This window comes from Streptomyces turgidiscabies Car8, from assembly GCF_000331005.1.
Taxonomy (GTDB): domain Bacteria; phylum Actinomycetota; class Actinomycetes; order Streptomycetales; family Streptomycetaceae; genus Streptomyces; species Streptomyces turgidiscabies.
Genome location: NZ_AEJB01000575.1, coordinates 1 through 17,577, shown reverse-complemented (window position 1 = coordinate 17,577; position 17,577 = coordinate 1). Strand labels below are relative to the sequence as shown.

11 protein-coding genes and 3 pseudogenes are annotated in these 17,577 nt (G+C 69.8%); 10 read left to right on the top strand and 4 right to left on the bottom strand.

The features are described 5' to 3' along the window. Window positions 1–94: 94 nt before the first annotated feature. Together STRTUCAR8_RS40865 and STRTUCAR8_RS40860 are read left to right on the top strand one after the other, a co-directional pair. The gene (locus STRTUCAR8_RS40865; RefSeq protein WP_006382262.1) at window positions 95–1,273 is read left to right on the top strand and encodes an acyl-CoA dehydrogenase family protein; all 1,179 of its coding nucleotides are present in this window, start codon (window positions 95–97) and stop codon (window positions 1,271–1,273) included. 86 nt (window positions 1,274–1,359) lie between these two features. Beyond that, window positions 1,360–1,782: pseudogene (locus STRTUCAR8_RS40860) on the top strand (methyltransferase domain-containing protein); the annotation flags it as partial. A 266-nt stretch (window positions 1,783–2,048) separates the two neighbouring features. Here STRTUCAR8_RS40860 and STRTUCAR8_RS53005 read toward each other — a convergent pair. From STRTUCAR8_RS53005 to STRTUCAR8_RS40850, 3 genes are all read right to left on the bottom strand, one after another. Next, a complete protein-coding gene (locus STRTUCAR8_RS53005; RefSeq protein ID WP_006382258.1) occupies window positions 2,049–2,225 on the bottom strand; it encodes a hypothetical protein in 177 nt (58 codons plus the stop codon). Window positions 2,226–2,266: 41 nt separating this feature from the next. Further along, window positions 2,267–4,690 (bottom strand): carbohydrate-binding protein, encoded by a 2,424-nt coding sequence (locus tag STRTUCAR8_RS48555; RefSeq protein WP_006382256.1) that lies wholly within the window; start codon window positions 4,688–4,690, stop codon window positions 2,267–2,269. Window positions 4,691–4,823: 133 nt separating this feature from the next. Next, window positions 4,824–5,552 carry a carbohydrate ABC transporter permease gene (locus STRTUCAR8_RS40850; protein ID WP_234372629.1) on the bottom strand — a complete coding sequence of 243 codons (729 nt, stop codon included), beginning with the start codon at window positions 5,550–5,552 and terminating at the stop codon, window positions 4,824–4,826. Here STRTUCAR8_RS40850 and STRTUCAR8_RS54850 point away from each other — a divergent pair. The 6 genes and pseudogenes from STRTUCAR8_RS54850 to STRTUCAR8_RS40825 all read left to right on the top strand — a co-directional run. After that, window positions 5,491–5,694, top strand: a pseudogene (locus STRTUCAR8_RS54850) (carbohydrate-binding protein); the annotation flags it as partial. The gene STRTUCAR8_RS40850 and the pseudogene STRTUCAR8_RS54850 sit on opposite strands and share 62 nt — an antisense overlap. 72 nt (window positions 5,695–5,766) lie before the next feature. Then, a pseudogene (locus tag STRTUCAR8_RS54845) lies at window positions 5,767–6,174 on the top strand (carbohydrate-binding protein); the annotation flags it as partial. Window positions 6,175–6,779: 605 nt separating this feature from the next. Next, entirely contained in the window at window positions 6,780–7,502 is a 723-nt protein-coding gene (locus tag STRTUCAR8_RS40840; protein ID WP_006382261.1) for a polyamine aminopropyltransferase, read from the top strand. 474 nt (window positions 7,503–7,976) lie between these two features. Further along, window positions 7,977–8,759 carry an oxygenase MpaB family protein gene (locus STRTUCAR8_RS40835; protein ID WP_234372635.1) on the top strand — a complete coding sequence of 261 codons (783 nt, stop codon included), beginning with the start codon at window positions 7,977–7,979 and terminating at the stop codon, window positions 8,757–8,759. Window positions 8,760–8,816: 57 nt separating this feature from the next. After that, the gene (locus tag STRTUCAR8_RS40830; protein ID WP_006382255.1) at window positions 8,817–11,051 is read left to right on the top strand and encodes a serine/threonine-protein kinase; all 2,235 of its coding nucleotides are present in this window, start codon (window positions 8,817–8,819) and stop codon (window positions 11,049–11,051) included. Window positions 11,052–11,249: 198 nt separating this feature from the next. Continuing rightward, complete coding sequence (locus tag STRTUCAR8_RS40825) at window positions 11,250–12,854, top strand: phytoene desaturase family protein (RefSeq protein ID WP_044473752.1); 1,605 nt, start codon at window positions 11,250–11,252, stop codon at window positions 12,852–12,854. 30 nt (window positions 12,855–12,884) lie between these two features. Here the strand turns inward: STRTUCAR8_RS40825 and STRTUCAR8_RS40820 are convergent, their stop codons facing one another. After that, window positions 12,885–14,663, bottom strand: coding sequence for a serine hydrolase domain-containing protein (locus STRTUCAR8_RS40820; RefSeq protein WP_006382264.1), 1,779 nt, complete (start codon window positions 14,661–14,663; stop codon window positions 12,885–12,887). Window positions 14,664–14,846: 183 nt separating this feature from the next. Here STRTUCAR8_RS40820 and STRTUCAR8_RS40815 point away from each other — a divergent pair, with 183 nt between their 5' ends. Both STRTUCAR8_RS40815 and STRTUCAR8_RS40810 read left to right on the top strand, forming a co-directional pair. Beyond that, complete coding sequence (locus tag STRTUCAR8_RS40815) at window positions 14,847–15,974, top strand: nitronate monooxygenase (RefSeq protein ID WP_006382259.1); 1,128 nt, start codon at window positions 14,847–14,849, stop codon at window positions 15,972–15,974. A 20-nt stretch (window positions 15,975–15,994) separates the two neighbouring features. Further along, window positions 15,995–17,545 (top strand): acyl-CoA synthetase, encoded by a 1,551-nt coding sequence (locus STRTUCAR8_RS40810; RefSeq protein ID WP_006382254.1) that lies wholly within the window; start codon window positions 15,995–15,997, stop codon window positions 17,543–17,545. Window positions 17,546–17,577: the final 32 nt, after the last annotated feature.

Genomic DNA, 17,577 nt, shown 5'->3' with positions numbered 1-17,577 from the left:
GGGACCCGTACACGCACCGCCATTCCCTATTTCTGGAACACGTTCTACCGTGTGCGCCGACAGGTCCGGCCTTGGGGAGCCAGCAGGAGGCGCCGTGCATCTCGAATACACGCCCGAGCAGCAGCAGCTGCGCACCGAACTGCGCGCCTACTTCGCCGAGTTGGTGCCGGAGCGGGCCTACTCGCGCTTCAGCGACCATGTCGCCCAGAAGCGCTTCTACCGCGAGACCATCCGCCGCCTCGGCGCCGACCGCTGGCTCGGCGTCGGCTGGCCGCAGGAGTACGGCGGGCGCGGGCTGAGCCCGATGGAACAGTTCATCTTCTTCGACGAGGCAGCCCAGGCGGGCGTGCCGCTGCCGCTCATGGCGCTCAACACCGTCGGCCCGACGATCATGCGGTACGGCAGCGACGAGCAGAAGGCGTACTTCCTCCCCAAGATCCTCGCCGGCGAGATCGACTTCGCGATCGGCTACAGCGAGCCGGAGGCGGGCACCGATCTGGCCGCCCTGAAGACGCGTGCGGTACGGGACGGCGACGAGTACGTGGTCAACGGCCACAAGATCTGGACGACGAACGGCGACACGGCGGACTGGGTGTGGCTCGCCGTGCGCACGGACCCGGACGCCCCGCCGCACAAGGGCATCACCATGCTCCTCATGCCGACGACCGACCCCGGCTACTCCTGCACCCTCATCCGCACCCTCGCCTCGCACGACACCACCGCCAGCTACTACGAGAACGTCCGCGTCCCCGTCGCCCACCGGGTCGGCGAGGAGAACCAGGGCTGGCGGCTGATCACCAACCAGCTCAACCACGAGCGCGTCACCCTCGCCGCCCACGGCACGATGGCCATCCGCTCCCTGCACGAGGTCCAGCGCTGGGCGATGGAGACCAAGCTCGCCGACGGCCGCCGCGTCGTCGACCTGCCGTGGGTCCGCCGCCGCCTGGCCCAGATCCACACCAGGCTCGACGCGATGAAACTCCTCAACTGGCAGATGGTGAACGCCGTCGAGGAAGGCACTCTCACCCCCCAGGACGCCTCCGCGGTCAAGGTCTACGGCTCCGAGGCCCGCCGCGAGGCCTACGCCTGGCTCCTGGAGATCGTCGCCGCCCCGGGCGCACTGAAGGAGGGCTCGGCCGGCGAGATACTCCACGGCGAACTGGAACGCGGCTACCGATCAGCGGTGATCTTCACCTTCGGAGGCGGCAACAACGAGATCCAGCGGGAGATCATCTCGTGGATCGGACTGGGGATGCCGAGGGTGCGGCGCTGAGAGCTTGTGACGAGGATTCCAGTTGGCACAAAAGAGGGATGGCCGGCACCAAGATCGGTGTCGATTCGCAGAGGTGACGGCGCATCCACGCACTTCAGGAGCCGTGGCGCGCGGTGGCGGAAGCACGGCGTGTCCTCTGCCCGGGCGGCAGGATCGTCCTGGTCGGGCAGGACTGGGACGCCGTCATGGTCGACTCTGACGATGCGGAGCTGACCCGCACGATCGTGCACGCCCGCGCCGACCTCCTGAGCGCGCCCCGCGCCGGCCGCCAGTACCGCAACCTGCTCCTGAACGGCGGCTTCGACGACGTCACCGTCGAGGTGCACACCAGTGTGTTCACCGATCCCGCGATGCTGGCGTTGCCCACCATGCTTGTCGAGCGGGCCTGCACGAGCGGTGCCGTCGGCCGTGACCAGGCCGATGAGTGGCTCGCCGAACAGCGCCGACGCGCCGAGGCCGACCGCTTCCTCATCGCCCTTCCGTTCTTCGTGGCTGCCGCCTCCGCCTAGAGCGCGCGGACCGCCGCTGTCACCTCACGGCCTTTGGCCTCCGGGTCGCCCCGCATGAGAGCCCCTGGGCGGCCCGGAGGCCGAGGACGGTGAGGTGTTCCGGCAGAGGATCCGCGTGGCCATGGACCGTGGACCACGCTCGCGCCCTGCGCGTCTCGCGCCGCCGGGCTCCAACCCGACGCGCCTGGCGGGCGATCCGGCGGAGGCGATGCCCGTCGCTCCGGCGGACGCGTCCCTGGCGATCCAGTGGACGCTCCGCCGGCGATCTAGCGGGTGGACCCGGTGTGCTCCCGCACAGTCGCCGCCTCGCTCGCCGTCGTCCCGGCTCCCGGCGCGGCGCTCTGCTTCGCGAATCCGCGCCGGCCCGGCAGAACCGCGAGGACGATCAGTGTTCCGGCGGCCATACCGAGTAGGGGCGGTGCCGGACCGACGTGGTCCGGCACCGGTTTTTCGCTCCTTCCGCGGTGTCTTCCGTTTCGAAGGATCAGTGGTCGAAGGTGAACCAGTTGATGTTGGTGAAGTCGTCCTTGCCGTCGCTGGTGAAGGTCAGGTAGACGGTGTGGGTGCCGGTGACGTCGGAGATGTCGGCGGACTTGGTGCTCCAGGTCTGCCAGCCGCCGGTGTTGGTCACCTCGATGCTGCCCACCGGGTCGCTGGTGCGGGAGTCGATCCGGACTTCGATCCTGCCCTTGACGCCGCTGCCGGCGCCGGAGGCGACCCGGGCCTTGAACCGGGTCGCGGCCTTGTCGCCGAACACAACGTCGGGGTATTCGGCCCAGTCGCCGGGGGAGATGTAGGCGACATCCTTCCCGCCGCCGGTGTCGCCGGTGTTCTCGATGACGAGGCCGGAGGCGTTGAGATAGTTCTCGGCCTGGACCGGGCCGTACGCGTCCGTACCGGTGTTCTGGGTGAAGGTGAACCAGTTGAGGTTGGCGAAGTCGTCCTTGCCCTCGCTGGTGAAGGTCAGGTAGACGGTGTGGGTGCCGGTGACGCCGGAGATGCCGGCGAGCTTGGTGGTCCAGGTCTGCCAGCCGCCGGTGTTGGACACTTCGATGCTGCCGACCGGCTTGCTGGTGCGGGAGTCGATGCGGACCTCGATCCTGCCCTTGACGCCGTCGGCGGCGCCGGAGGCGACCCGGGCCTTGAACTGGGTCGCGGCCTTGGCGCCGAAGGCGACCTTGTCGTAGGCGACCCAGTCGCCGTTGCCGAGGTAGGCGATGTCCTCACCGCCGGTGGTGTCGCCGGTGGCCTCGATGCCGACGCCGGCAGCACTGCTGTACGTCTCGGCCTGGAGGGTGCCGCACGCGTCGACGGCGGCGGCGGACGATGCGGAGGATCGCCAGACGTAGGTGCCGACGGTCTTCGGCGGGAGGTTGTCGATGACCTGCTGCTTGCCGCTGCGCAGGGTGAATTCCTGGGCCGAGGAGCTGGCGTTGATCACGACGGTCGTGATCGTGTCGTCCGGGTTGAGGAAGGCCACCGTCGTGATGGTGTCGGTGCTGCCGTAGTCGCTCCAGATCCGCTTGGCGCCGCGCTGGACGAACTTCGAGAACTGGGCGAAGAGGTAGTACTCGGGCAGGGACCACCAGGTGTCGCGGTCGTCGGGGTTCTGGAGCAGCGGTGTCGGGTCGGGGGACCCCAGGTGCTGGGCGTCGCGGTTCTGGTCGAGCATCGTGACCCAGGCGAGGTAGCCGGTCGACGAGCTGCGCATGTACCGCGCTATCCGGTCGGCGCCCGAGGTGCCCCACCACATCCGCTCGGTCATGATCATGTCGAGGTCGGGATAGTCGGCCTTGGCCAGGGACATCCGGCTCGGGTCGCCGGAGTAGTCGTGGAAGGCGATGGCCGTGCTGTTGCGGTAGGCGTCGGTGTAGCCGGACTTGGCGTTGCCGTACAGACCGGGGAGGTAGTTGTCGGCGTCGCCGAAGTTGTAGTCGTAGCCCCAGATCTCGGTCTTGATGCCGTGCGCGTCGAACTCCTTGCGCATGGCGTCGATGAGCTTCTGCTCCTGCTGCGGGGACACCAGCATGCTCGGGTAGATGCCCGCCGGCCACATCGGCTCGTTCTGGGGGGTGACGGCGTGGAGGGGGATGCCCTGCTTGGCGTACGCCTGGACGATCTTGCGGTAGTAGACGGCGAGCGTCGGGATGTACTTGTCCAGCAGATGGCCGTCGATGAGGCTGTTGTTGTCCTTCATCCAGGCCGGGGCGCTCCACGCCGTGCCGCACACGAGGTCCGGGTTGATGCGGAGGGCTTCCTTGAGGGTCGAGATGATGTGGTTGTCGATGTCCTTCTGGATGGAGAACCGAGACAGGGTGGGATCGGCCGGGCCGTCGTCGTACGTGTAGAAGTCTCCGTGGCTGAAGTCGGACGCGCCGAAGCAGATCCGGGTGAGGTTGAAGCCTGCGCCCTTGGAGGGGTCGAAGAGCGCCCGGAGGACCTTGGTGCGCACGCCCGAACCCATCAGAGACAGGTTGTGGACGGTCGAGTCCTCCATCGAGGAGCCGATGCCGAGCATCTTCTGGTACGTCCTGGCCGGGTCGACGGTGATGACCGTGCCGAAGTCTCTGCCCGCGGAGGTCAGAGCGATGTCGTTGCGTCGGCTCAGCTTGTAGGAGACACCGGCCAGGCCGACCTCCGGGTCGGCGAACCAGGTGGCGCTCTTGGGTGCGTAGCCGCTCGCGGTGGACTCCGAACTCCACGTCACCTGGGCCTTGTTGGAAGCGGGGCGGCGGTTCGGGGCGGCGAGGGGGCGGTCCGCCGGGGCGGCGCTGGCCCGGCCCGGCAGCGCGAGCGCGGATCCCGCGGCTGCCACGACGGCGGTGGCGGTCAGCAGGTTGCGGCGGCTGAACCCGTCCTCGTCCTGCGGGGTCGACGGGTGCGCGGGTGGGGAAGCGGGCGTGGACATGGAGCGGCTCCGGAGGGTGTGGTGGGCTCGCCCTTCCGGTGGGCGAGCGTCCGTTGAAGGCGGGGGGCGGCTGCTTTTGGGCGTGCCTGGGATGCGCAGGTCGGCTTTCGCGCCTGCGTGCTGCGGCTGGCGGCTACTTGAGGCCGACGGTGGCGATGCCCTGGACGAAGAAGCGCTGCAGGGCCATGAACAGGGCGACGATGGGGGCGATGACCAGGACCGAACCGGCCAGCATCAGGCCGTACTGGGTGCCGTACTGGCCCTGCGAGTACAGCGCGAGGGCGACCGGGAGGGTGTACTTGTCCTCGGTCTGGGCGGCGACCAGCGGCCACAGGAAGTTGTTCCACGAGCCGAGGAAGGTCAGGATCGCCAGGGTTGCCAGCGGCGGCCCGCACAGCGGCATGACGATCCGGGTGAAGGTCCGGATCTGCCCGGCGCCGTCGATCCTCGCCGCTTCCAGCAGCGAGTCGGGGATGCCGACCATGAACTGCCGCATGAGGAACACCCCGAGTGGCGACGCGAGGAACGGCAGGATCATCGCCGGGTAGGTGTTGACCATGTGCATCTTGGCCACGAGGACGAACAGCGGCACGAAGGTCACCACGCCGGGCACCATGAGAGTGACCATGACCAGGCCGAACAGCAGGCGCTCGCCGGGGAAGTCCATCTTGGCCAGCGCGTAGCCGATCATGGAGCAGAACAGCAGGTTGCCCAGCACGGTGCAGACGGCGACGATCAGGCTGTTGAGGAAGTAGTGGCCGATGTGCAGGTCGCCGAGCCAGGTCGTGTAGTTGTTCAGGGTGGGCGACTGCGGGAGCCAGCCGCTGGTCCGGCTCGCGTCCGGCGTCGCCGACGGTGTCACCGGCCGGATCGACATCCGCCTCAACTCCCGCAGCGGCAAGCCGGTCGGCAGTGTCAAGGTGTCCGGCACGGGCGGCTGGCAGACCTGGGCCACGAAGAGCTCCGCCATCTCCCGCGTCACCGGCACCCACACGGTCTACCTGACCTTCACCAGCGACCAGTCCTCCGACTTCGTCAACCTCAACTGGTTCACCTTCACCCACGACAAGGGCACCGACGCCTACGGCACGATCCAGGCCGAGGATTACGGTGACGCCTCGGGGGTGACCGGCGAGCCGACCGGCGACACCGGCGGCGGGACGGACATCGGCTGGATCGCGGACGGCGACTGGGCGGCGTACCCCGATGTGGTCTTCGGTTCCAAAGCCGCGACGAAGTTCCTGGCGCGGGTCTCCTCCGGCGCCGGCGACGGCGTCAGCGGCCGGATCGAGGTCCGGCTCGACTCCCGCACCAGCACCCCGGTCGGAACCATCACGGTTTCCGACACCGGTGGCTGGCAGACCTGGACCACACAGTCCGCGGCCATCTCCGGCGTCACCGGCACGCACACGGTCTATCTGACCTTCGCCGGCGACCAGTCCGACAACTTCGCCAACCTCAACTGGTTCTCCTTCGCCCACTGACCGCCTCCCCGCAGTCAGGGCGATCCCCTCGCGCCAGGGACGCTCGCCGTCTCTGGCGCACCCGTCCGGGGCTTCGGCAGCGCCCGCCACGGCACACTGGTGCGCTGCCGGAACGGAATTTCGTTGATCACCCTGGGATGGCTCTCTCAACGGCCTCCGGGTTGACCGTACTTCGGCAGATGCGGCTTCAGTGGGGCCCATTCTTCTCTTGTGAGATCTCCGCGCACCATGATCATGCCGGCGAATCAAGGATGCGGCAGTCACAAGTTCTGCCGGACAGTGTCCAGTGTCAACCACTGATCCTGGTCACAGGGGCCGGCGCCCGGAAGCCGTACCCCGCCCACGGAGATCGGTGTCCGAGTCGGGAGCGGTGCAAACGGCGCGTCCGGCGGAGATCGCTTACAGTCAGCCGGTCGCGAGGACGCCATGGCCAGGCGTCGTCGGTGGGTGGCATCAGCGCGACGGCGCTGATGGTGATCGCCGTTCCGCTGGGCGGCATAGGGTACGGCGTGCGTGCCCCGTTCGATGGGGCATGAGGATCGTCACCGCGAGCTGGGGCACCCGGCCGTGCGACTCACGGCACCGGTGACCGGAAAGGTGAGCGGATGGGCCTGCGTTTCGAGGAGATCGACTGGCGTCCGACGCCGATGGGCGACATCAGTCTGCGGCGTCGGCGGGACCCGTTGTCCGGCGATGACGTGTACGAGGTGAAGCTCGGCGACGAGTTCCTGATGTCCAGCCTCTTCACGGTCGGCGAGATCGCGCTCACCGAGCTGGGCCTGGCGAAGCTGGAGGGCGCCGAACTGGACGTCGCCGTCGGCGGTCTCGGTCTCGGGTACACCGCTCAGGCGGCGCTGGACGACCCACGAGTGCGGTCGCTGATCGTGGTCGACGCACTGGCCGAGGTCATCGGGTGGCACGAACGCGGGTTGGTGCCGCTGGGCGCCTCGTTGTCGTCGGACTTTCGCTGCCGGCTCGTCCACGGCGACTTCTTCGCGATGGCCCTCGACCCACACGGTCTGGATCCCGAAACGCCGGGCCGTCGCTTCGACGCCATCCTGCTCGATGTCGACCACTCACCCCGTCACGTGCTGCACCCCCGCCACGCGGCGCTGTACCAGCCCGCGGGACTGCGCACGCTCGCCGAACGCCTCCACCCCGACGGGGTCTTCGCCCTGTGGTCGAACGACGCGCCGGACGAACAGTTCAACTCGGTGCTCGCCCAGGTCTTCGAGGAATCAGAAGCCCACGTCGTCGAGTTCGACAACCCACTGCAGGGACAAACGGCGACCAACACCGTCTACGTGGCGAAGAAGCTACTGATCTGAACGCGTGATGTCGGCTGGTGCGGTCTGCGGCTGATTCACCACATGCTGTGCAACGGCCTTGGGACACGACCTGAGGCGGCGCCATCACCGACGGCGTCAAGTGGCGGCGAGCCACCGTCGGCTACCGGGAAGACTCCGCAGCCGACGTCAGCCGAGGGCTGTCACGTCAGAACTGCGGTATGCGCGCTGGTATGCACTGTACGACCGCGCTGGTATGCACTGTACGGCCGACCTGCCTACGCCGGGGACGAGGCAGGTCGTGCGTCACGTTCGTCGGCTCGGGGTAGCATCGCGGCGCTTGCTGCGGGAATGACCCAGGGATGCGGTGAGAGGGGTCCGGGGTGACGTCGTGGCAGGAGCCCCGTGTCCTGGCAGGCAGCCCGACCAGGGAGGCGTCAAGTGGAAGTCACACACACAGGTGACCCGGGACTGTTCGGCCCCCGGTCCGTGACCTGGCAGTTGCACAGCGACCCCATGATGTGGGTCGCCGGAGTCCGCGCGCTCTACTTCCAGGCACTCCACCCGCGTGCGGTGCATGGCGTCATCCAGAACTCGGACTTCGGGAAGGAAGCCTGGGGCCGGCTGATGCGCACCGCGGGCTTCGTCGGCACGACAACCTACGGCACCACGGACGAGGCCGAGAAGCTGGGCGCCCGGGTCCGGAGGATTCACAGCAAACTGTCCGCCGTCGACCCGGACACGGGAGAGCGGTACGGCGTCGACGAGCCCGGACTGCTGCTGTGGGTGCACTGCGCCGAGATCGACTCCATTCTGCACATCCTGCGCCGCTCCGGCTACCCGATGACCGACGCCCACGTCGACCGGTACATCCGCGAACACCTGGTCAGCGCCCGTCTGGTGGGCCTCGACCCCGACACCGTACCGGCGAACCAGACCCAGTTGCGTGCGTACTTCGAGAGGATCCGGCCCGAACTGGCTGTCGGAGCCGACGCGCGCGAAGTCGACGACTTTCTCCTCCGTCCACCGACGCATCCGCTGCTCGTCCCGGCGCGTGAGGTGGTGTGGCGGCGCGCGGCGCGCCTGGCCTACGCCTCTCTGCCGCCGTACGCCCACGAGATGTACGGTCGCGCCGCAGCCGAACCGGCCACCGTGACCCGGCAGTTGCGTGCCACCGGCACCCTGTTGCGCCGCGTTCCCGCACGTCTTCGCTGGCAACTCCCGCCCAAACACATTCTGCGGGCCATGGCGCGACTCGGCCCCGGCTCGCGGCCCGCGCCGTACAAACTCGGACGATAGCTCGCCATACTGGACGGGCCAGGGGAGGGCGAACAGAACCGGGGGCGGCAGCAGGACATGGCGGACACCAGACTGATCCAGGGCCGGTACCGGCTGATCGATCTGATCGGGCGCGGCGGTATGGGGGAAGTGTGGCGTGCGCGCGACGAGTCGCTGGGACGGCAGGTCGCCGTGAAGTGCCTGAAGCCGCTCGGGCCGCACCACGACCAGTCCTTCACCCGTGTCCTGCGGGAACGGTTCCGGCGCGAGGCGCGGGTGGCCGCCGCGTTGCAGCACCGCGGGGTGACCGTCGTGCACGACTTCGGGGAGTCCGACGGCGTCCTCTACCTCGTCATGGAGTTGCTGGAGGGGCGCAACCTGAGTCAGCTCCTGGAGGACAACAAGCATCATCCGCTGCCCGTCCCGGACGTCGTCGACATCGCGGACCAGGTTGCCGCCGCTCTCGCCTACACCCATCAACAGGGCATCGTCCACCGTGACTTGAAGCCCGCGAACATCATGCGGTTGACCGACGGTACGGTGAAGATCTGTGACTTCGGCATAGCTCGCCTGGGGCACGACATCGGCTTCACCTCCCGGCTCACCGGCACCGGAATCGCGATGGGCACCCCGCACTACATGTCGCCGGAGCAGATCAGCGGCGGCGAGGTCGACCAGCGCAGCGACCTGTACTCCTTCGGCTGTGTGTTGTACGAACTGGCCACCGGAGTACCGCCGTTCGACCTCGATGACGCCTGGGCCGTGCTCATAGGGCACCGTGACACCCCGCCCGAGCCGCCGCGCAGCCACCGCTCCGAGGTGCCCGAGTTCCTGGAACGGGTCATCCTGGCCCTCCTCGCCAAGCTCCCCGAGGAGCGCCCGAGCGACGCACGGGAGTTGGCCCGCCGGATCAGCGCGGGCCGGGCCACCCCGCTGTACGTGCCGACCGTCGTCACCCCGCAGCCCCAGTTCCGGCACCCCGAGCCCGCCGCCCGCCAATCCCGGCTGCCGTCCTGGACGCGGGGCATGACAGGCGGCCACAAGGCGACCGGCGTCGGCACGAGCGCCACACCGCCGGACGCGTCGGCCGGCCTCACCGGTGACTGGATCGCCCGCCCCGTCACCGGCCGCCCCGAGGCAATCCCACCGCAGCCACCGCCCACTCCCGAGCCCGAGACGCTCCACGCGCTGGCCGGACGGCACAACGCGGGCCTGAGCCTGGGCCGCCTCGGCCGCTGGGCGGAGGCGGGCGAGGTGCACCGCGCGGTCGCCGCCGAACGCGAGCACGTCCTCGGCCCCACCCACCCCGAGACCCTCGCCAGCCGCTACGAGATCGGCTTCACCCTGAGCCGCACCGGCCGCGCCGCCGACGCGCTGCGCGAGTACACCCACGTGGCCCGGGAACGGGAGCGGGTCCTCGGCGCCGACCACCCGGACACGCTGGCCGCCCGGCAGGAAATGGCGTACGTCCTGGGGCAGTTGGGCCGTCACTTCGAGGCGCACCAGACCTATACGGCCGTTCTGGCCGCCCGGGAGCGCTCGATGGGCCCCGACCACCCGGACACCCTGCGCTGCCGTCACAACCTCGCCTTCAACCTGAGCCGGCTGGGCCGCCTGGAGGACTCGTACCGCATGGCCGACGAGGTGGCGGCCGCGCGCGCCCGGGTGCTCGGCGCGGCCCATCCCGACACGCTGGTCACGCGGTACGAAGTCGCCTACGCGCTCGGTCAGTTGGGGCGCTGGCCCGAGGCCCTGCGGACGTACCAGGAGGTCGCCGGGGCGCGCGCCGAGGCGCTCGGCCCCGATCACCCCGACACGCTCGCCGCCCGCTACGAGGTCGGCATCAGCCTCGGCCGGCTCGGCCGCAGCGTGGAGGCCCTCAAGCTGTACCGCGACCTGATCGACGACCGCACCCGGGTGGGTGGCCCCGCGCACCCGGAAACTCTGCGTGCCCGGCATGGTCTCGGCGTCAACCTCGGCCGGCTCGACCGCTGGGAGGAGGCGCTCGCCGAGTCGCGTGACGTGTGCGCGATCCGCGAGCGCGTTCTGGGCGCAGACCATCCGGACACGCTGGTCAGCCGCCGGGAGGTGGCCGTCGGCCTGGGCTGGCTCGGCCGCTGGCCCGACGCCCTGGCCGAGTACCGCCGGGTCGCCACCTCCCGCGAGCAGGTACTCGGCGCCGACCACCCCGACACCCTCGCCAGCCGCAACGACGAGGCCCACTGCCTGGAGCAGCTCGGCCGGGGCGCCGAGGCCGTCGAGCTGTACCGAAAGGTGGCGGTGCTGCGCCAGCAGCGGGCCTCGGGCCACTGAGCCGGGCGCTCCGCTGGAAGTACCGCGAGGTGTTGTCGGTTCACTGCGGCGCCGTCGTGGCTGGTCGCCCAGTTCCCCGCGCCCCTTTGGGGCGCGGTCGACTCCCGCGTGATCCACCGGACCGGCCCAAGCGATCCGGCAGGGCCCCTCGGCCGTACAGCCCTGGCCGGAATCGATCAACACGTGTTACGAAGAACCATGCCCGCACCCGAGCGCCCCGACCGAACCGGCCGACCTGACCGACCCGGCAGTCACGACCGATACGACGTGGTGATCGTCGGCGGTGGCCACAACGGCCTCGTCGCCGCCGCGTACCTGGCCCGCGCCGGGAAGTCCGTGCTGGTCCTGGAGCGGTTGGCCGCCACCGGCGGCGCCGCCGTGTCGACCCGCCCGTTCGCCGGTGTCGACGCCCGGCTCTCGCGCTACTCCTACCTGGTCAGCCTGCTGCCCCGGAAGATCGTGCGCGATCTCGACCTGGACTTCCGGGTGCGCGGACGCACCGTCTCCTCGTACACCCCCGTGGAGCGGGACGGCCGGCCCACCGGACTGCTCGTCGGCGGCGGTGAGCGACGTACCCGAGAGGCCTTCGCACGGCTCACCGGAGGGGAACGCGAGTACGAGTCCTGGCAGCGTTTCTACGCCATGACCGGCCGCGTCGCCGAAATGGTGTTCCCCACCCTCACCGAACCCCTGCCCACCCGCGACGAACTGCGCCGCCGTATCGACGACGAGGACGCCTGGCGCACCCTCTTCGAGGAGCCGATCGGTGCCGCCGTCGAAGCGAACTTCACGGACGACCTCGTACGGGGTGTCGTCCTCACCGACGCGCTGATCGGCACCTTCGCCGACGCCCACGACCCCTCCCTGCGGCAGAACCGCTGCTTCCTCTACCACGTCATCGGCGGCGGCACCGGCGCCTGGGACGTGCCCGTGGGCGGCATGGGCGCCCTGACCGACGCCCTGGCCGACGCCGCCCGGAACGCGGGTGCCGTGCTCGCCACCGGCCACGAGGCCGTACGGGTGGACACGGACGGCCGTGCCGCCGAGGTGACCTACCGGACGGCCGACGCGGAGGGCACGGTCGGCGCCCGCCACGTCCTGGTGAACGCCTCTCCGCAGGAGCTCGCCGCGCTGACGGGTGACGCGGCGCCGCACCCCGCCGAGGGCGCCCAGCTCAAGGTGAACATGCTGCTCACGCGGCTGCCGAAGCTCAAGGACACCTCCGTCGACCCACGCGAGGCGTTCGCCGGGACCTTCCATATCGCCGAGGGATACGAACAGCTGGCCGCCGCACATGCCCAGGCGGCGGCCGGTGAGCTGCCCGCCGCGCCACCGTCCGAGATCTACTGCCACTCGCTCACCGACCCGACGATCCTCGGCCCGGACCTCGTCGAGCAGGGCTACCAGACACTGACCCTGTTCGGCCTGCACACGCCCGCACGACTGTTCGCGCGCGACAACGACGCCGTACGGGACGAACTGCTGAAGTCGACCCTCGCCCAGCTCGACGCCCACCTCGCCGAACCTCTCGCGGACTGCCTGGCCACCGACGCCGACGGGCGCCCCTGCATCGAGGCGAAGACGCCCCTCGACCTGGAACGCGACCTGCGCCTGCCCGGCGGCAACATCTTCCACCGGGACCTGAGCTGGCCGTACGCCCAGGAGGACAGCGGGCGCTGGGGCGTGGAGACCCGGCAGCCGAACGTCCTGCTGTGCGGGGCGGGCGCGGTGCGCGGCGGCGGGGTGAGCGGCGTGCCGGGGCACAACGCCGCCATGGTCGTGCTGGAGGCGGACGAGGGCTGAGCGCAGGTTCCGGCCGGGGTTCGGGCCGGGTCAGTTCGTGGAGGCCGTCCAGCCCACCGCCTCGATACGTGCCGCGTCCGCCGGGCGGGTCTCGTCGAAGACGGTGCCGTCGTCGCCGCGTACGGCCAGGGCGTCGACGTACGCTCCACGGCCCACGTACAGCCTGTCGGTCGTGTACCGCCAGCGCAGGACGAGGGCCGGGGAGGCGGGAAGGGCCGCCGAGAGGCGGTGCCAGACGCGCCCCGACCAGCCGGTGACCGAACCCGCCGGATGCTCCTGCGGGGTGCCTGTGGCGTCCGCGGTCGTGAACGGGACCGGCTGCCAGGTCGTGCCGCCGTCGGCAGAGGACTCCAGGAACAGCGCGTCCGACTGCGGTTCGGTGTCCCACCACAGGGCGCAGCGCAGCCGGGCGCCGGCAGTGGTGGCGAGGGGCGGAAGGGTGAGGGTCGCCGTGGTCGCTGCCGTCATGCCGGAGAACCAGGCCTTACGTCCGTGGCGTGGGCGGACCGGTACCGCGCGGGCCAGGTTGTTCGCGGCGGCGACCCGGGGCGCGGAGCCGGAACGCCAACTGCGCACGGGATGAACGGAGTTGCCGAGGACGATGAGAAAGGAGTCGGTCGTCGGGTCGAGGACGATCGAGGTGCCGGTGAAGCCGGTGTGCCCCGCTGTGCGGGGAGCCGCCATCGCGCCCATGTACCAGTGCTGGTAGAGCTCGAAGCCGAGACCGTGCTCGTCCCCGGGAAAGGCCGTGTTGAAGTCGGTGAACATCAGCTCGACCGAGGCGGGCGACAGGATGCGCGCCCGGCCGTAGACGCCGCCGTTGAGCAGCGTACGGCCGAGAACGGCGAGGTCCCAGGCCGACGAGAACACACCGGCGTGGCCCGCGATTCCGCCGAGACCGAACGCGTTCTCGTCGTGCACCTCTCCCCACACCAGGCCCCGGTCGAGGCCGGACCAGGGCGCGCGGGCGTCCTCGGTGGCGGCGATCGTCGGTTTCCAGGAGGCGGGCGGGTTGTAGCGGGTGCGGTGCATGCCGAGCGGAGCGGTGATCTCGTCGCGGAGCTGGGTGTCCAGCGGAAGACCGGTGATCCTCTCCAGGACCAGTTGGAGCGAGATCAGATTGAGGTCCGAGTAGAGGTAGGTGGTACCGGGTGGGTTCAGGGGCGCCTGGTTCCAGATGAGTTCGAGCTTCTGCTCGTGGGTCGGGGCGTTGTAGAGCGGGATCCAGGCGCGGAACCCCGAGGTGTGCGTGAGCAGTTGACGGATCGTCACATCCTGCTTGCCGGCCCGCGCGAACTCCGGCAGATACGCGGCGACCTTTTCCTCCAGCTCCAGCGTGCCCCGCTCCAGTTGCTGCACGGCCAGGATCGACGTGAACAGCTTGGACACCGACGCGAGGTCGAACACGGTGTCCTCGGACATCGGGATCTGTTCGGCGGCCGGGAACTCGACCCCGGTGTCCGTCTTCTCGTCGTACGCCGCATAGCGCACCGCCATGCCGATCGGCTGATGCAGGGCCACGGTGGAGCCTCGCCCGGCGAGCAGGACCGCGCCCGCGTACCAGGGGTGTTTGGGGGAGGGGGCGAGGAACGCCTCGGCGTCCGCCACCAGTTGGTCCAGATGCCGGGGGAGGAGTCCCGCCCGTTCGGGCGAGCCGCGGTGCAGGGTCGGGTGACGGCCTGTCGTCCTGGGCGTGGCCTCGGCCGGGCCCGCGGGGAAGGAGGCGAAGGTCAGGGCGCCGCTCAACGCCAGAGTGCGTCTGCCCAGCTGGCGTCGGGTCAGTCCGTCGCGCGCCGCGTCGTCCGTCATCGAGGAGCCTCCCACCGCACTGCCTGAAAATATTTTCCGGGACCGCCCTGCGTGGTGAAACTTTTGTGTCACCCGAGGTGTGTGTCAACCGCGTGTCAGCCGTACGGCTCTCCATGGCCAAGAATCTGACGGTGTATCAGAAAAGGTCTTCCCTCGTCCGGAGGACTGCGGCATCCTGCGGCCATGCAGACGGAGCTGAGCAAGAAACTGGGAATCGAGCACGCCGTCTTCGGCTTCACGCCGTTCCCCGCCGTCGCCGCGGCCATCAGCCGGGCCGGTGGTTTCGGGGTGCTCGGCGCGGTCCGCTACACGGCGCCGGACGACCTCAAACGCGACCTGGACTGGATCGAGGCGCATGTGGAGGGCCGGCCGTACGGGCTGGACGTCGTCATGCCCGCCCGGAAGGTCGAGGGGGTGACCGAGGCCGAGGTCGAGGCGATGATCCCCGAGGGGCACCGCCAGTTCGTCCGGGACACCCTCGCCAAGTACGGCGTGCCCGAACTGGCCGAGGGCGAGGCGTCCGGGTGGCGCATCACCGGGTGGATGGAGCAGGTCGCCCGCAACCAGCTCGACGTGGCCTTCGACTACCCGATCAAACTGCTGGCGAACGCCCTGGGCTCGCCGCCCGCCGATGTCGTGGCCCGCGCGCACGAACAGGGTGTGCTGGTCGCGGCTCTCGCGGGCAGCGCACGGCACGCACGCAAGCATGCCGAGGGCGGGATCGACATCGTCGTCGCCCAGGGCTACGAGGCGGGCGGCCACACGGGCGAGATCGCCTCCATGGTGCTGACCCCCGAAGTCGTCGACGCGGTCGACCCGTTGCCGGTGCTCGCCGCCGGAGGTATCGGCAGCGGACGGCAGGTGGCCGCCGCGCTGGCCCTCGGCGCCCAGGGGGTCTGGCTCGGCTCCCTCTGGCTGACCGTCACCGAGGCCGACATGCACTCGGCCGCGCTCACCCAGAAACTCCTCGCGGCCGGCTCGGGCGACACCGTCCGCTCCCGCGCCCTGACCGGCAAGCCCGCACGTCAGCTCCGTACCGAATGGACCGACGCCTGGGACTCCTCCGACGGGCCCGGCACCCTGCCCATGCCCCTGCAGGGTCTGCTCGTCGCCGAGGCCGTCTCGCGCATCCAGAAGTACGAGGTCGCCCCGCTCCTCGGCACGCCGGTCGGCCAGATCGTCGGCCGGATGAACAGTGAACGGAGCGTCCAGGCCGTCTTCGACGACCTGACCAGCGGCTTCGAGCAGGCTGTGAACCGAGTCAACCGGATCGCGGGGCGGAACGCCGACGGAAGGGGCGACCAGTCGTGAGCGGGACAGCGAACAAGACAGTGAGCGAGACCCCCAACGGTTTCTGGGCGCAGGCCGCCGCCGACCCGGAGCGTACGGTCCTCGTCGCGCCCGACGGTGAGCAGTGGACCGCCGGCCGGCTGCACACCGCCACCAACCAGCTGGTCCACGGGCTGCGCGCCGCCGGACTGGAACGTGGTGACGCCTTCGCCGTGGTCCTGCCCAACGGGGTCGAGTTCCTCGTGGCGTATCTGGCCGCGTCCCAGGCCGGTTTCTATCTCGTCCCCGTCAACCACCATCTCGTCGGGCCCGAGATCGCCTGGATCGTCTCCGACTCCGGAGCCAAGGTGCTCATCGCGCACGAGCGGTTCGCCGACGCGGCACGCGCCGCCGCCGACGAGGCACAGCTCCCGGCGGAGCAGCGGTACGCGGTCGGCGAGGTCGACGGATTCCGGCCGTACGCCCAGCTCTTCGACGGACAGCCCGAGTCGCCGCCCGACGAGCGCACCCTCGGCTGGGTCATGAACTACACCTCGGGCACCACGGGCCGCCCGCGCGGCATCCGTCGCCCGCTGCAGGGCAAGCCGCCCGAGGAGGCGTACCTCGGCGGGTTCCTCGGCATCTTCGGCATCAAGCCGTTCGGCGACAACGTGCACCTCGTCTGCTCGCCGCTCTACCACACGGCCGTACTCCAGTTCGCGGGCGCGTCCCTGCACATCGGTCACCGGCTGGTGCTGATGGACAAGTGGACGCCCCAGGAGATGCTCCGCGTCATCGACGCTCACAAGTGCACGCACACCCATATGGTCCCGACCCAGTTCCACCGGCTGCTGGCGCTGCCCGAACGGGTGCGGCAGGCGTACGACGTGTCGTCCATGCGGCATGCCATCCATGGCGCCGCGCCCTGCCCGGACCATGTGAAACGGGCCATGATCGACTGGTGGGGCGAGTGCGTGGAGGAGTACTACGCGGCCAGCGAGGGTGGTGGGGCGTTCGCGACAGCCGAGGACTGGCTGAAGAAGCCCGGCACGGTCGGCAAGGCCTGGCCGATCAGCGAACTCGCGATCTTCGACGACGACGGCAACCGGCTGTCGCCGGGTGAACTCGGCACCGTCTACATGAAGATGAGTACCGGCGGCTTCGCCTATCACAAGGACGAGAGCAAGACGCGGAAGAACCGCATCGGCGACTTCTTCACCGTCGGCGACCTGGGCCTCCTGGACGAGGACGGCTACCTCTTCCTCCGGGACCGCAAGATCGACATGATCATCTCGGGTGGGGTCAACATCTACCCCGCCGAGATCGAGGGCGCCCTCCTCGCACACCCCGCCGTCGCCGACGCCGCCGCCTTCGGCATCCCGCACGACGACTGGGGCGAGGAGGTCAAGGCGGTCGTGGAAGCGGCTCCCGGACATGTGCCGGGCCCCGACCTCGCCACCGAGATCCTCGGCCACTGCGCACGCCAACTCGCCGGGTACAAGCGGCCCAAGACCGTCGACTTCATCGAGAGCATGCCGCGCGACCCCAACGGCAAGCTGTACAAGCGGCGGCTGCGCGACCCGTACTGGGAGGGTCGTACACGGTCTGTGTGAGCGGATTGCGCCAACGACCGTGTGCGACCCTC

Excerpts from the sequence above, each read along its gene's own strand:
- STRTUCAR8_RS40815 (WP_006382259.1), top strand. The coding sequence starts at position 14,847 with ATGCAGACGGAGCTGAGCAAGAAACTGGGAATCGAGCACGCCGTCTTC.
- STRTUCAR8_RS40820 (WP_006382264.1), bottom strand. The coding sequence starts at position 14,663 with ATGACGGACGACGCGGCGCGCGACGGACTGACCCGACGCCAGCTGGGC.
- STRTUCAR8_RS40835 (WP_234372635.1), top strand. The coding sequence starts at position 7,977 with ATGATGTGGGTCGCCGGAGTCCGCGCGCTCTACTTCCAGGCACTCCAC.
- STRTUCAR8_RS40830 (WP_006382255.1), top strand. The coding sequence starts at position 8,817 with ATGGCGGACACCAGACTGATCCAGGGCCGGTACCGGCTGATCGATCTG.
- STRTUCAR8_RS40825 (WP_044473752.1), top strand. The coding sequence starts at position 11,250 with ATGCCCGCACCCGAGCGCCCCGACCGAACCGGCCGACCTGACCGACCC.
- STRTUCAR8_RS48555 (WP_006382256.1), bottom strand. The coding sequence starts at position 4,690 with ATGTCCACGCCCGCTTCCCCACCCGCGCACCCGTCGACCCCGCAGGAC.
- STRTUCAR8_RS40840 (WP_006382261.1), top strand. The coding sequence starts at position 6,780 with ATGGGCCTGCGTTTCGAGGAGATCGACTGGCGTCCGACGCCGATGGGC.